9 protein-coding genes are annotated in these 15,423 nt (G+C 63.0%); 2 read left to right on the forward strand and 7 right to left on the reverse strand.

The window, feature by feature from the left end; all coding sequences use genetic code 11:
- Positions 1-117: 117 nt before the first annotated feature.
- The 7 genes from GA615_RS20910 to fusA all read right to left on the reverse strand — a co-directional run bounded on the left by GA615_RS20910 (position 118) and on the right by fusA (position 13,116).
- Entirely contained in the window at positions 118-1,374 is a 1,257-nt protein-coding gene (locus tag GA615_RS20910; RefSeq protein WP_152053275.1) for a type II secretion system F family protein, read from the reverse strand.
- Between the two features lie 97 nt (positions 1,375-1,471).
- Positions 1,472-3,190 carry a GspE/PulE family protein gene (locus GA615_RS20915; protein ID WP_152053276.1) on the reverse strand — a complete coding sequence of 573 codons (1,719 nt, stop codon included), beginning with the start codon at positions 3,188-3,190 and terminating at the stop codon, positions 1,472-1,474.
- Between the two features lie 149 nt (positions 3,191-3,339).
- Positions 3,340-4,470: a type IV pilus twitching motility protein PilT gene (locus GA615_RS20920; RefSeq protein ID WP_152053277.1), complete on the reverse strand. Its 1,131-nt coding sequence runs from the start codon at positions 4,468-4,470 to the stop codon at positions 3,340-3,342.
- Positions 4,471-4,826: 356 nt separating this feature from the next.
- A complete protein-coding gene (locus tag GA615_RS20925) occupies positions 4,827-6,542 on the reverse strand; it encodes a GspE/PulE family protein (protein WP_152053278.1) in 1,716 nt (571 codons plus the stop codon).
- 397 nt (positions 6,543-6,939) lie between these two features.
- Positions 6,940-9,612, reverse strand: a complete 2,673-nt coding sequence (gene ppdK, locus GA615_RS20930) for a pyruvate, phosphate dikinase (protein ID WP_152053279.1) — start codon at positions 9,610-9,612, stop codon at positions 6,940-6,942.
- A gap of 163 nt (positions 9,613-9,775) precedes the next feature.
- Positions 9,776-10,636: a DUF3179 domain-containing (seleno)protein gene (locus GA615_RS20935; protein ID WP_161602466.1), complete on the reverse strand. Its 861-nt coding sequence runs from the start codon at positions 10,634-10,636 to the stop codon at positions 9,776-9,778.
- Positions 10,637-11,019: 383 nt separating this feature from the next.
- Positions 11,020-13,116 (reverse strand): elongation factor G, encoded by a 2,097-nt coding sequence (fusA, locus tag GA615_RS20940; protein ID WP_152053281.1) that lies wholly within the window; start codon positions 13,114-13,116, stop codon positions 11,020-11,022.
- A 696-nt stretch (positions 13,117-13,812) separates the two neighbouring features.
- Here fusA and GA615_RS20945 point away from each other — a divergent pair.
- Positions 13,813-14,526, forward strand: coding sequence for a hypothetical protein (locus GA615_RS20945; protein ID WP_152053282.1), 714 nt, complete (start codon positions 13,813-13,815; stop codon positions 14,524-14,526).
- Between the two features lie 283 nt (positions 14,527-14,809).
- Positions 14,810-15,361 (forward strand): HIT family protein, encoded by a 552-nt coding sequence (locus GA615_RS20950; RefSeq protein WP_152053283.1) that lies wholly within the window; start codon positions 14,810-14,812, stop codon positions 15,359-15,361.
- Positions 15,362-15,423 lie beyond the last annotated feature (62 nt).

A 15,423-nucleotide genomic window follows, 5' to 3' on the forward strand; every position in this document is an offset into this window, starting at 1 on the left:
CTGGTGGCCAGGGCACGCACGACAGGGAGGACGGAGAAGGGAGAACGGTCGGCCCTCTCTGGGCCTCGATCGAAGCCCAGAGAGGATCGGAGTCGGGCGAAAACCAAGGAGAACGGATCAGCCCGAGAGTTCGCTAATCAGCTTGACCAGCGGCATGAACAGGGCGATGACGATGAAGCCGATGATGCCGCCGAGGACGACGATCATGATCGGTTCGAGCAGGCTGACGAGCGACTCGACGGCCGCCTCGACTTCTTCATCGTAGTTGTCGGCGATTTTCATGAGCATGGTATCAAGCTCACCGGTTTCCTCGCCGACGTCGATCATGTTGACGACGATGTCGTCGACGATCCGAGCCTCGCGGAGGGGCTGGGCGATGGTTTCACCCTCTCGGATCGAGTCGTAGATGCGGGTGAACGCCCGTTCGAAGACCGCGTTGCCGGCGGTGTCTCGGACGATGTTCAGCGATTCGAGAATCGGCACGCCCGACTGCACGAGGGTGCCGAGGGTCCGGGTGGTTCGGGCGACCACCGATTTTTCGAGGATCGTGCCCATCACCGGAATCAAAAGTTGCACACGGTCGCCGATGTAGGCGCCGGTTTTACTCCGGTAGAGGAGCTTGACGAAGACCCACCAGATGGCTGGGATCAACGGAGCGAGATACCAGTAATTGACGACCACGTGGCTGCCGTTGATCAGGGCCACGGTCATCTGGGGCAGGTCGACGCCGAAGTCGATGAAGATGGCTTCGAACTTCGGCACGATCCAGTACATGATGAAGCCGACGATGAGGATGGCCACGAAGATGACCACCACCGGGTAGACCATGGCCGACTTGATCCGGCGCTTGAGCGACTGGCTCTTCTCCATGAAGTCGGCCAGGCGCTGGAGGATCGCTTCGAGGGCACCGCCGGCCTCACCGGCCTTGACCATGTTGCAGTAGAGGCGGTCGAAGCACTTGTGGTGCTTGGACATGGCCTCGGAGAGGGTCGAGCCACTCTCGATGTCTTCGATGACGTCGGCAAGGGAGTTTTTCAGGACGCCGGGCTTGGCCTGTCCTTCGAGGATTTTGAGGCTGCGAAGGATCGGCAGGCCGGCGTCCTGCAGGGTGGAGAGCTGTCGGGTGAAGGTCGTTAGTTGCTTGGATGAGACCTTGCCGATGGTGAACGACTTCTTCTTGCGACGGCCGGCCGGTCGCTTGGCGGCGGAGGTGCCACCCTTCTTGGCTTTCTTGGCGGCGCGCTCGCTGATCTTGGTGACGAAGTAGCCTTTCTGGCGGATCAGCTGTTGGGCTTCTTCCTGGGTGGAGGCGTCGATGGAGTCCTTGACTTCCTTGCCGGTGTGATCCATCGCCTCGTACTGAAAGGTCGGCATCTCCTCGTCCCCCTGGGTGGTCCTGGTCGGTCGATCCGTTTGCGGGCGGTGGTCGGTCGCGTGACGATTCGCGGAATAAAACGAGAGGTGTCTGAGATCAGTCTTCAGTGATCGTGGCTTTGAGCACTTCCTCGACGGTGGTCAGGCCGTCGTTGATGGCTTCGAGGCCCGACTCGCGCAGGGTCTGCATACCGTACTTGCGGCAAGCCTCGCGGAATTCGTCGAGCGAGGTTTCGCGGACGACCAGCTCGCGAAGAGAATCGTTCATGATCACCAGTTCATAAAGGCCCATGCGTCCCTTGTAACCGGTGTTGTTGCAGCGGTCGCAGCCGCGGCCGTAGAAGAATTTCTGGGCGGCTCCTTCCTCGGGAGAGAGGCCCAGTTCGAAGAGGATTTCCTCGCTCGGGCGGAACTCGGTGCGGCAGTTCGGGCAGATTTTGCGGACGAGCCGCTGGGCGAGCACCCCTTCGACCGTGGCGGTGATGAGGAAGGGGGGGATGCCCATGTCGCGCAGGCGGGTGACGGCCGAGGGGGCGTCGTTGGTGTGCAGGGTGGTGAAGACGATGTGGCCGGTCAGCGAGGCCTGAATGGAGATCTCGGCAGTTTCGAGGTCTCGGGTTTCTCCGACCAGGATCTTATCGGGGTCTTGCCGGAGGATGGCTCGCAGGCAGGCGGCGAAGGTCACGCCGATCTCGGCGTTGATGGGGCACTGGATGAGGCCGTCGATGTCGTACTCGACCGGTTCCTCGGTGGTGATGATCTTATCTTCAACCGTGTTCAGTTCGTTGAGCGTGGCGTAAAGGGTGGTCGTCTTGCCGGAGGAGGTCGGCCCGGTGACGAGGATAATGCCGTTGGGCTTGTGGACCAGCTCGCGCCATCGGCGGAGGGTCTCCTGAGACATGCCGATCTTTTCGAGGTCGAGCTGCACGACCGTGCGGTCGAGAATCCGGAGGACGACCGATTCGCCGAACATCGTCGGCAGGGTCGAGACGCGGATGTCGACCGAGTTGCCGCCGATGTTCAGCTCGATCCGGCCGTCCTGCGGCAAGCGGCGTTCGGCGATATCAAGGTTGGACATGACCTTGATGCGGCTGGCGATGGCGGGCGCGAGGTGGCGAGGGGGTGGGACCAGTTCGTAAAGGACGCCGTCGACGCGATACCGCATCTTGTATTCATCTTCGAACGGCTCGAAGTGAATGTCGGAGGCCTTGTCCTTGATCGAGAGCAGGAGCACCATGTTCAGGAGCTTGCGCACGGGGGCGGCGTCGGCCATTTCCTCGATGGCTTCGAGGTCGATGGTGCTCTCGCTGCGGTTCTGGAACCGGGAGAGATCCTTGTCGGACTCGATCTGCCGGATGACGTCGTTGAGCGACTCCTTATCGGAGCCGGCGTAGAGTTCCTCGATCTTGGCCATGACCTCGGATTCCGAGGCGATGACGCCGCGAACCTCGACACCGAGGAAGGAGCGCAGGCTGTCGAGCGTGGCCGGGTTCTGGGGCTCGGCCATGGCGACGGTGACGGCCTTGTCCTTGCGGCCGATGGCCACGGGGACGACCTTGAAGGCTTCGGCCATCGACTGGTTGACCGTCTCGATCACCTCGGGCGGGACGGTCGTGTCGGAGAGCTTGATGACCTTCATGCCGAGCTGTTCGCCGAGGGCACGCAGCACGTGCTCCTCGCGCACCAGGCCGAGGCGAACGGCGACCTTGCCGATCAGCTCGCCGCCGGAGTTCTTCTGCTCCTCCAGGACTTTCCAGAGGGCCTCCTCGTCGAGGTAGCCCATGTCGACCAGGATCGTTCCGAGACGTCGAGCCATGGCTGGGAATCACCTTCGGGCTGCTCGGCCGGAGCCGGGAAGTGAGCGGGACGGGGTCATCAACAACCGAGTGATCGGGTGGGAGGAGTGGCTCCGGGAATTGCGATCGCCGGGGCCACTCGACGCGGGAGCAAACCGAGGACGAGGAGTTATCGCTTCTTGGCGCCGCCGTCCTCGTCGTCCTCCTCCTCATCCACGTCGTCGAAGATGCCCTTCTTGGCCAGTTCGATGCGTTCGCGCAGGTCGTTGGGCTTGCGGGCCTTGTAAATGATTTCGGTTTCCTCGACGAGGCCCTGGCGCCAGAGGTTGAACAGCGAGTCGTCCATCAGGATCATGCCGTGCTTGCGGCCGGTCTGGATGGAGGAGTCGATCCGGTAGGTCTTGTTTTCTCGGATCAGGTTGGCGATGGCCGAGGTCACGACCAGGCACTCGTAGGCGGCGACCAGCCCTTTCGGCTTGCGTGGGAGGAGCGTCTGGGCGAGGATGCCGATGATCGCCACCGAGAGCTGGGTGCGGATCTGGTCCTGCTGCTCCTTGGGGAAGACGTCGATGATGCGGTTGACCGTGCCTTCGGCCGAGTTGGTGTGCAGGGTGCCGAAGACGATGTGGCCGGTCTCGGCGGCGGTGATGGCCGCGGAGATGGTGGCCAGGTCACGCATTTCGCCGACGAGGATGATGTCCGGGTCCATCCGGAGGGCGCGACGAATGGCCTCGGGGAAGTCAGGGACGTCGATGCCGATCTCGCGTTGGTTGACGAGCGACTTGTTGTGCTGGTGGAAGTACTCGATCGGGTCTTCGATGGTGATGATGTGGCGATCGAGGTTGTTGTTGATCCAGTTGATCATCGAGGCAAGGCTGGTGGTCTTGCCCGAGCCGGTCGGCCCGGTGACGAGGATCAGACCGCGGGGGCGTTGAATCAATTCCTCGATGACCCAGGGCAGCCCGAGCTGCTCGAAGGTCAAGAACTCGTTCGGAATCCGCCGCAGCACCAGCCCGATATTGCCGCGTTGCTTGAAGATGGCGACGCGGAAGCGGGCCATCTCGCCGAAGGCGAAGCCGAAGTCGGTGCCGCCGACTTCCTGCAACTCCTGCTGGCAGCGTTCCGGGGTGATGCTCTTCATCAAGGCCACCGTGTCAGGCGGCTCGAGCACCTTGGTGGCCAGGGGACGCATATGACCATGCAGCCGGAGCATCGGGGGGCTGCCGACGGTCAGGTGCAGGTCGCTGGCTTTCTGGGTACAGACGGTCTGGAGCAGCTTGTCGATCAGCAGCGTGCCCATGGACTCCGGTTCCTCACGTCGATCGAGATCGAAAAGGGATGGGGGTAGCCCCGAGGCTCGAATCCACCGGGGCTTGACTTTGTCTCGCAACCCAACTGTCAGACGGAAGACCGACCGTGAATCAAGAGTTGCGACGAGAGGACCCGGGAACCCGGTTCGCTCTCATTATTCGGAACGATCACGGAACGGATCAAGCAACCGCAGGCGATTGCCACGAACGGGCGTCGGGTTGGCGAGCCTTTGCAGTCGGCTCGCTCAGCCCGATCGCGTCGAAAGGTCGAAGCTGGGCGAGCGCCGTTTCGCCCCGAGGGTGGGCCGAGCCGCCCGGGCGGCCTCGACCCGGATCGCGCCACGACTCAGGAGGAACTCGAGGCTTCGTGATGCGTGATGCGAAGCACCTCGTCGATGGTGGTGACCCCCTTGAGAGCCTTGATCATCCCGTCCTCGAAGAGGGTGCGCATCCCCTGTTTGCGAGCCAGTTTACGGATGGCCTGCGTGTTTTCGCCCTTGAAGGTCATCTCCCGGATCTGGCTGGACATATTCATCAGCTCGTAGATCGCCAGGCGGCCGCGATAGCCGGTCTTGTTGCAGTACGAGCAGCCTTTGCCACGCATGAAGTTCGCCTTCGAGGCGATCTCGGGACGGATGCCAAGGCTCTTGAGCAGGTGGGCCGGCGGCTCGTATCGGGCCCGGCATTTCGGGCAGACCTTGCGCACGAGACGCTGGGCCATGATGCCGATAATCGAGCTGGCGACCAGGAACGGCTGAACACCGATATCGACCAGACGTGTCAAGGCACTGGGCGCATCGTTCGTGTGCAGTGTACTGAAAACCAAGTGTCCTGTCAGTGAGGCCTGGATGGCGGTGTTCGCCGTCTCCTCGTCCCGAATCTCGCCCACGAGGAGGATATTCGGGTTCTGCCGGAGCATGGCCCGAATGATCCGGGCGAAGGTCATTCCGATGCGGGCCTTGACCTCGCACTGGTTGATGCCGGGCAGGTAGTACTCGACCGGGTCCTCGGCGGTGATGATCTTCGTGTCCGGACGGTTCAGCTCGTTCAAGGAGGCGTAGAGCGTCGTCGTCTTGCCCGAGCCGGTCGGCCCGGTGACGAGGAGAATGCCGTTGGGCCGCTTGATGAGGTTCTGGTAGCGCTTGAAGTCCTCCTCACCGAAGCCGAGGTCGCGGAGGCTGACCTTGATGTTGTCGCGGTCGAGGATCCGCATAACCATCGACTGCCCGTGGTTGGTGGGCAAAACGCTGACCCGCAGGTCGATGTCCTTGCCGGTGACGTGGACCTTGATCCGGCCGTCCTGGGGGCGTCGTTTCTCGGCGATGTCGATCGAGCCCATGATCTTCAGGCGGCTCATGATCGGTCCGAGCAGACGGCGGGGAGGGCTCTCGATTTCCTGGCAGACGCCATCGATCCGGTACCGGATGCGGATGCGGTCGGCAAAGGGTTCGATGTGGATGTCCGAGGCCCGCATCAGGACCGCTTTTTCGAGAATCAGATTCACCAGGCGGATGACCGGAGCGCTATCGTCCTCCTCGGCCCCACCGACCCCCTTGCCCGCGTTGATGTCGTCGGCGTAGTCGATGGCGGTGTCGGTGAACTCCTGAAGCATCGAGTCGACCGACTCGGACTCGGTCGTGGCGCCTCCGTAGTAGCGGTTGATGGCCTCGACGATCGCCTCGCGGGGGGCCAGGGCGATGCTGATTTCTCGGTTCAGGACGAAACGGAGCTTGTCGAGCGTCTCGAAGTCCATTGGGTCATGCATGATGACCTTGATGGCGCCCCCTTCCTGAGCCAGGGGCATGACGACGTTTTCCCGGGCGAGGGATTCGGGAACGAGTTCGACGACCTGGGCCGGAATCTCGATCTCTTGCAGGTCGACATAGTCCAGGCCGTTCTGTTCGGCCTTGGCCTTGGTGATGTCTTCGATCTCGGCGTAGCCGAGCCGCACGAGCGACTCCTCAAGGGCGTCGCCCATACCTCGGGCTTCCTGGATCTGGTCGGCTCCGACGATCCCGCGTTTGACGAGGATGTCGGTCCAGTCCTTGGTTTGCTTGGCCATGGCGAGGGACTCCGATCGGCGGGGCGCGCAGCACACAAGGGCACGAGAGCCGTTGCTCCCGGGCGAGGAACGAGACGAGAGAACTCGGAACGGTACCGTGCGAATCGGAACCAATGTTCCGGGAATCGGCCGGATCGGGTCCGGCAATGAGACATGGGAATCGATTCCAAAGGCGCTCTGGGGGAATTCCCGGACGTCAGATGATGATCGAGATAAAAGAGAATGGAATGGTCCGAGACTAGCATGCCGGATCGCCCAACGCAAGGACTCGATTGGCGTTCGGTGACAGGTCGGCCGATCGTGAGGTCTGGACGCGACAACGCCCCCGACCGGCCGGGGGGCCAATCGGGGGCGTTGGGTTTCGAAGAATCGCGTGTTCAATCCGTCGCGGTGCCGCTCAGCGGTCGCGCGAGACGGTCGCGCCGTCGTTGATGGCGGCCTGAGCGGCGGCGAGCCGGGCAATCGGCACGCGGAAGGGGGAGCAGGAGACGTAGTCGAGCCCGACCTTGTGGCAGAAGGCCACGCTGGCGGGGTCGCCGCCGTGTTCGCCGCAGATGCCGATCTTCAGCGGGCCGTCCTTGGTCTTGCCCGTGGACCGGCCCTTCTGGACGCCCATGGCGACGAGCTGGCCGACGCCGGTCTCGTCGAGCGACTGGAAGGGGTCTTCGGGCAGGATCTTCTTCTCCAGGTAGGAGTTCATGAACGACCGGATGTCGTCCCGGCTGTAGCCGAAGGTCATCTGGGTCAGGTCGTTGGTGCCGAAGGAGAAGAACTCGGCGTGCTGGGCGATCTGGTCGGCCGTCAGGGCGGCCCGGGGAACCTCGATCATCGTGCCGACGAGATAGTCGACCGAGGTGCCGGCCTTCTCGATCGTTTCCTTGGCGACGCGGTCGGTTTCCTGACGGAGCAGGGCCATTTCCTCGACGGTACCGACGAGCGGGATCATGATCTCGGGCAGAACCTCGACCCCCTTCTTCTTGACGGCGATGGCCGCTTCGATGATGGCGCGGACCTGCATTTCAAGAATCTCGGGGTAGCGGACGGCCAGGCGGCAGCCGCGGAAGCCGAGCATCGGGTTGAACTCGTGGAGGGACTCGACCCGGTCCTTGACCTTCTCCACGTCGATGCCGAGTTGGCCGGCGACCTCGTTCTGGCCGGCGTCGTCGTGCGGCAGGAACTCGTGGAGGGGCGGATCAAGCAGTCGGATCGTGACCGGCAGGCCGGCCATGGCCTCGAAGATGCCGATGAAGTCGTCGCGCTGGTAGGGTTCGAGCGAGGCGAGGGCCTTGCGACGGTCTTCCTCGGTATCGGCAAGGATCATCTTGCGCATGTCGGTGATGCGCTGACCCTCGAAGAACATGTGTTCGGTCCGGCAGAGACCGATCCCCTCGGCGCCGAACTCGCGAGCCTTGGTCGAGTCCTTGGGGTTATCGGCGTTGGTCCGGATCTTGAGGGTCCGGTACTTGTCGGCCCACTCCATGAGGACGGCGAAGTCGCCGGCCATCTTGGGGGGAATGGTCGGCACTTCGCCGATCATGACGTCGCCGGTGGTGCCGTTGATGGTGAGGAATTCACCAGCCTTGACGACCTGGCCGTCGACGGTGATCTGCCCGGCCTTCTCGTTGATCCGGATGGCCTCGCAGCCGACGACGCAGGGCTTGCCCCAGCCTCGGGCGACGACGGCGGCGTGGCTGGCCTTGCCGCCGGTTGAGGTGAGGATGCCGACGGCCGCGTCCATGCCGGCAACGTCTTCGGGGCTGGTTTCCTTGCGGACGAGCAGCAGCTTGACGTTCGGGTTCGCCTCGCGCTGGGCGACGGCGTCCTCGGCCGTCAGGACGACCTTACCGGAGGCGGCGCCGGGGCTGGCGGCAATGCCTCGGGCGACGGGAGTGACCCCGGCCTTCGGATCGAGCTGGGGCAGGAGCAGGTGGTTGAGGCTATCGGGATTGACGCGCTGGACGGCGGTCTTCTCGTCGATCAGTCCTTCGTGGACCATATCGACGGCGATCTTGACGGCGGCCGAGCCGGTGCGCTTGCCGGTTCGGGTCTGGAGCATGTAGAGGGTGCCGTCCTCGATCGTGAACTCGATGTCCTGCATCTCCTTGTAGTGCTGCTCAAGCTTCTCACGGATTTCCATGAGCTGCTTGTACACGGCAGGCATCTCGCCTTCGAGATCGGCGATGTGCTCGGGGGTCCGGATGCCGGCAACGACGTCTTCGCCCTGGGCGTTGATGAGGAAGTCGCCGTAGAAGACGTTCTCGCCGGTGTTCGGGTCGCGGGTGAAGGCGACGCCGGTGCCGGAGGTGTTGCCGGTGTTGCCGAAGACCATCGCCTGCACGTTGACGGCGGTCCCCTTCAAGCCGGTGATCTTCTCGATCCGGCGGTACTCGATGGCCTTCTTGCCCATCCAGCTGCGGAAGACGGCCTGGACGGCCTTCCAGAGCTGTTCCATCGGATCCTGGGGGAAGCCGGTGCCGACATTCTTTTCGTAGACGGCCTTGTAGCGGCGGACCAGTTCCTTGAGGTCGTCGGCCGACAGGTCGGTGTCGAGCTTGACCCCTTTCTCATCCTTGAGCGATTGCAGCTCGTGCTCGAAGTGCTCGTGATCGACATTCATGACGACGGAGCCGAACATGTCGATTAGTCGGCGGTAACCGTCGTAAGCGAAGCGCGGATTGCCGGTTTTCTGAGCAAGGCCCTCGGTCGAGGCATCGGAGAGACCGAGGTTTAAAATCGTGTTCATCATGCCCGGCATCGACAGAGCGGCGCCGGATCGGACACTCACGAGCAAGGGATTGCTCGGGTCGCCAAGTTTCGATCCGTAAGCCTCTTCCATCTTGGCCAGGGCGGCCGAGACCTGGGATTCGAGGCCGTCGGGGAAGGTTTGCCCGTTCTTGTAGTAGAGGTCGCAAACTTCTGTGGTGATGGTGAAGCCCGGAGGCACGGGAATTCCAATGGAACTCATCTCGGCGAGGTTGGCTCCCTTGCCGCCGAGCAGTTCCTTCATCTTGGCCGTGCCCTCGGCCTGACCCGCGCCGAAGGAATAAACGTATTTCTGGGGATCGGACATCGGATGCGATGACTCCCGGTTCGCCCTGGATCGCCGGCGCCCGGGGTGCTGGCCCTCACGCGAGGACCGCGACGCCGGACTCGGCGCGATTCAAGCGTAAGTCCATGAAAGGGCATAGCTTATCGTGCCGATTCCGGCTCGTCAAGTCGTTCGGCGCGTGGCCTCAGAGCGCCGCGGAGAGGAGGGGGCGATCGGATCCGACGACGACCCGTCCGTCGGTGTGCTGCTGGCTCCAGTCGTCCCAGCGGAACCGTTGCATCCGCCCCAGGCGCTTGAGGATCCGTCCCCGGTTCGGACCGGAGAGGGAGACGAGCCCTTCCTCCTGTTCCACCCAGAGGCCCTCGGACGAGCGATCGTAGAGCAAGGGTTCATCGTTGTAAAAGTAGCCGGCGAACCCCATCTGCAACCGCTGGCCATCCAGAACCGTTTCGAAGACCGAGGACCCCGTCGCCGGCGGTTTCGTATGGAGGATTAGCAGCGGCTTCCCGTCGACCTCGTCGTTGATGACCAGAACCTTGTCGAGCACGATCACCGGGTAGGCGCAGTGCCGGCCGTCGATCCGCATGGCCTCGACCTCATGGTGACCGGGGATCCGGGCCGAGATGGGACCGCCACCGACCTCGGCCAACGGTTGATTGATCCCCTGGAACAGATCGCGCCCCACGGACTCGCTTAACAGGTTGCGGTCGAGATCGTCGGGCTCGATAGTGAACCAACGGTGCCCCTGCTCGGCATGCCAGCCCGCCCAGAGCCGCACGTGTGGTCCCTCGATGCGGAACCAATTTCCGGGGGGCAGCGCGGCGGAGGGGTTGGGGCTGATTCCGACATAGCCCACCACGGCACTCTGTCGGGCGGCGGAACGCTCTCGAAGCAAGGCGTTGATTTCATCCCAGAGCGAAGGTCCCTGGTACGCAATGAACCCAAAGACGGCCACGATCCCGCAGAGGAGAACTCCGCGAGGGGCCGTGTTGGGGGAGAGGTTCGAGGGAGACGGGTCGATCGGCTGGTGTGACGGGGTCGACATCTTACGGCTCCGCGGGCGAGAGAGGCTGAAATGCCTGGAGAACGTCCGGGAAGACGAACAACAGACCCGGGACCGAGTGAGAGTCAGTCGGTCGGCTGACTCAAGACGAGCGTCTTGGTTATGCAAGGCAGGGCCGTCGTCTGTCAAGACGCCACAAGGCGCGGCGCGCACGAATCCGCAAACACGCTTGCACGCCGATGCAAACGCCGTCTGCCACTCACGCATGTGATTGCCAGCCTTCGCGCGCAGAATTGACGGCGCGGAGCCGGAGGGAGGGGGAAACAACGAACGCCGGGTCCGGCTCAACGGAGAGAGCCAGACCCGGCGTGATGAACATTGCGACAAAGAGGAGGGGCCCCGGCCAATCAAGGCCGGATGGGCGATCAGGCCTTGGCCATGCTCTTGGCGTCTTCCTGGGCCTTCTTGATGATCTCGTCCTGAAGGCTGGCCGGCACCCGCTGGTACTTGTAGAACTCCATGCTGAAGGTGCCCTTGCCCTGCGTCAAGGAGCGAAGGTCGTTGGAGTAGCCGAACATGGCCGAGAGGGGAACCTCGGCGTAGATCACCACGAAGCCCTCGCGAGCCTCGGTGTTGGTGATGATCCCTCGCTTCGAGGAGACCTGGCCGGAGACGGGGCCCTGGAACTCGATCGGGCACTCGACCTCGACCTTCATGATCGGCTCAAGCAAGACGGGGTCGGCCTTGCGGAAGGTCTCTCGGAAGGCGTCGAAGGCGCAGATTTCGAAGGCCATGGCCGAGGAGTCGACGTCGTGGTAGGCGCCGTCGTCCAGGGCCATCTTCACGCCGATGACCTCGTAGCCGGCCAGCGGGCCCTTGACCAGGCCGCGGCGGAAGCCCTTCTCGATGGCCGGGATGTACTCGCCGGGGATGCGGCCACCGGTCACGTTGTTCTCGAATTCGAAGGGCTCCTCGAAGGGCTCCTCCAGGGGGATCAGCTTGCCGACGACCTTGCCGTACTGGCCCGAGCCGCCGGTCTGCTTCTTGTGGACGTAGCTGTACGGGGTCTCCCTGGTGGGGGCCTCCCGGTAGCTGACCTTCGGCTGACCGATGGTGCAATCGACCTTGTACTCGCGGCGGATCCGCTCGACGTAAATCTCCAGGTGCAGCTCGCCCATGCCGGAGATGATCGTTTCACCGGTCTCGTGGTCGACGTGCACGCGGAAGGTGGGATCCTCTCGCATGAACCGGTTCAGGGCCTTGGAGAGCTTGTCGTAGTCGGCCCGCTTGTTGGGGGTGATCGACAGATCGATCACCGGCTCGGCGGCGTAGATACTCTCGAGCGAGTAGTTGATTCCCTCGGAGCAGAACGTGTCGCCGGTGGCGCAGTCGATCCCCATGACGGCGACGATGTCGCCGGCGCCGGCGGCCTCGATGTCCTCACGCTCGTCGGAGTGGACCCGGAGAATGCGGCTGACCCTCGCCCGCTTGCTGGACCGGGTGTTGTAATAGAACTCCCCCTTCTTGAGGGTACCCTGGTAAATCCGCATGTAGGTGACCTGGCCGAACGGCTCTTCAACGAGCTTGAAGGCCATGGCGACCAGCGGCTCGTTGTCGTCGGGCTTCAGGACGACCTCGGCCTGCTCGTTGAGGTTGTCCCGGGCCTTCACGTCGCGGTCGAGCGGGCTGGGCAGGAAGTTCGTGATGGCGTCGAGCAGCGGCTGAATGCCCTTGTTCTTGTAGGCGGTTCCCATCAGAACCGGGGCAATTTGCTGGGCAATCGTCGCCTCCCGGATGATCTTCAGGACCAGCTCCAGGGGCGGTTCCTCCTCCTCAAGGAGGATGGTCATCAGTTCGTCGGAGTAGAGGGAGAGGGCTTCAAGCATGCCCTGGCGGCGCTGCTTGGCCACTTCCATCAGGCCGTCGGGGATCGACTCTCGGCGGACGGTCTCTCCCTTCTCGCCGTCGAAGTAGACGGCCTCCATCGAGAGCAGGTCGACGACCCCCTCGAAGTTCATTTCCAGGCCGATCGGAATCTGCAGCGGCACGGCGGTCAGGCCGAGCTTCTGCTCGACAGTCTCGATGACCTTCTGGGGATTGGCGCCGGTGCGGTCGATCTTGTTGATGAAGACGAGGCGGGGGACGCCGTACCGCTTCATCTGGCGGTCGACGGTCAAGGTCTGGGACTGAACCCCTTCGACCGCGGTGACGACGAGGATGGCGCCGTCGAGCACGCGGAGCGACCGCTCGACCTCGACGGTGAAGTCGACGTGGCCGGGGGTGTCGATGATGTTGATCTTGTGATCCTTCCAGGCCACCGTGGTGGCGGCCGAGGTGATCGTGATGCCCCGCTCCTTTTCCAGCTCCATGTGGTCCATCTTGGCGCCGTCGCCGCCGCCACGGACGTCCTCGATCTTGTGGATCTTGCCGGCGTAGAACAGGACCCGCTCGGTCAAGGTCGTCTTGCCGGAGTCGATGTGGGCCGAGATGCCGATATTGCGCAGGTCGCGGAGATTATCCATGGGCCGGTGACGCCTCTGCATCGAGGGGAAGCAAGCCCCTCAACAGAACAAGGAGGAAAAAAAGAGAGGGAAAGATCAGCCGGATCGACGGGGAAGACCGCCACCCCGCAGCACCTCGTTGCAGGTTGCGAGCGCGGGTGGTTGAACCACGACGCAATGACCGAATAAGCGACCAATCCATTCTCAGACGATCGCACAGTCGGGCGTGTGAATGGGGCGTGCAGGTCTTGGTGAGCGTACAGAGCACCTATTCTAGCGATCGTAGCATTTCGGTCAAGCAGTTCAAATGAGGTTCCCCAAAACCCTGTCGGGACTCGGGGCGCCGAGGGGTGTAGCGGCAGGGGCCGATCTGTCGATTGGGTGATGCGAATTTTCCAACGGAAGTCTCGGCAAATCGCTCGGAGGGGACTCGAAAAAATCCTGCCCATCGCTTGAAAATGTTTCCGGCGCGCGACCGAATCGCTTGTGCAACGGTTTGCCAATCGACGGGTGATCGGAGACGGATGACTCCGTTGATCTCGGGAATCGTTTTGACACGGAGATGACCTCCCGTTACCTTCCCCGACAGTTGTCCGACTCGTGGAAAGTGGGGAGGATGTGGTGCTGACCGAGAGGGACGATCCGATGACACGGAGTCAGACCGGGCCTGCCACGGCTCCACACCAAATATTCGCCGATGGGGGGAGTCAGGGGTGCTTGCTTCTCGTGCCGGGGCTTCCTCAGTGGTGGAGAGGAGAGCGGTCGAGGGGCTTGGTCTTGCTCGGCTGGTATGGTTCGGCGGTACTGGTGGCGGGGTTCGGCTGGGGATCGGCCGTGGGCGCGATGTTGCTGGGAGTGGCGTTTCTGGTGCATTGTGCCTCGGTGGCCGATGGGGTCAGGCAGTCGGCCTTTCCGGGGTTTGGGTCCTGGGCTCCCTGGTACTCGGCGGCGGTGGGGCTGGGGGCCATTGGCTATGTGCCGGCCCTGGTCGTTGCCCTGGAGCTGGCGTATCCGGCCTGGACAGACGACGGGGGCTATCTGGTCAATCGTCGGGCCTACGAGCAGCAGGAGCCGAGCCCTGGCCAATGGATCTGGCTCGACCGACCGTCGTCGGAGCGACCGGGGGGGATGGCAAGGGTTGTGGCCGTGGCGGGCCAGGTCGTTTCCTGGTCGAGTGGTGGCATTCTGGTGGATGGCCGGCGGCTGGCGGTTGATCCGACCCAATGGAGACTGAAGTCCGGAACCCAGGGGCGCTTTGAGATTCCAGAGCGAGCGTTTCTGGTTGTCTGCGAAGGGCCTCGGCTCTCAACGCATTCCTGGCGGAAGGATGAGCTCTCGTCGATGGGCCTGGAACTGATTCCGGAGGATTGGGTGGTTGGACGGCCCTGGGCCCGATCGTATCCGATCTGGCAACGTCGGATGCTTGGTTAAGGGTGGCGGCTGGTCGGAGGGAACAGGTTCAGTCCGCCTTGCCCCGCACCCAGAAGGGGCAAAACACTTCGGAGCGGTCGAGAGAAGGGATCGTGAGCCTCACGACGCCATCGGCGCGAAGTGGTGGTCGATTCGCTCGGGAACGTGGCCGACACGCTTCAAAAAAAAAGACAACTACCCCCGACCGAGAGGGCTGGCGTGTTGGTATAGTTGTGAATTGCCCGATCCCGGCCAGTGTCGGTCTGGAGGGTTCGAGCTGAGGCAAGGGGCGGATCCATTCCCAATGCAGCAGATCTGGGCCCCCTGGCGGGCACAGTATATTGAGCAGGGCCAGACTCCGGAGGGGCAGGCGACCGCCTGTTTCCTTTGCCGAGGGCTGGCGGAGCAGGACGATCGAGCCAATCTGCTCGTCTGGCGACGACCGCACTCGGCGGTTTACTTGAACCGTTACCCGTATAACAATGGGCACCTCCTGGTTGCTCCCCGTTCGCATCGAGGGCAGCTAGAAGACCTTCAAGGCGCGGAGTTGTACGAACCCGTCGAGACGATTCGACTGTTGACCGGGGTCCTCGACCGCATGTTCCGACCGGATGGGTACAATGTTGGGTTGAATCAGGGACGATCGGCCGGGGCGGGTTTGCCCGGTCATCTTCACTGGCACATCGTTCCTCGGTGGGATGGTGACACGAACTTCATGCCTGTCCTCGGGCAGACCAAGGTGATTATTCAGGGGCTCGTGGAACTGTATGATCGTCTGGTTGTGGAGTTGGTCCGAGAGGGAATGCTTGACGAAACCGCCGGATCGGCCCGACGGTCTTCTGACGACTCCGGATGATGACGCGAGACGCGAGACGTAACCCACGGGCGTCGGGCAACTGATTGCCTCGGAGAAATCGG

Origin of the sequence: Tautonia marina (genome assembly GCF_009177065.1) — a bacterium.
GTDB lineage: Bacteria > Planctomycetota > Planctomycetia > Isosphaerales > Isosphaeraceae > Tautonia > Tautonia marina.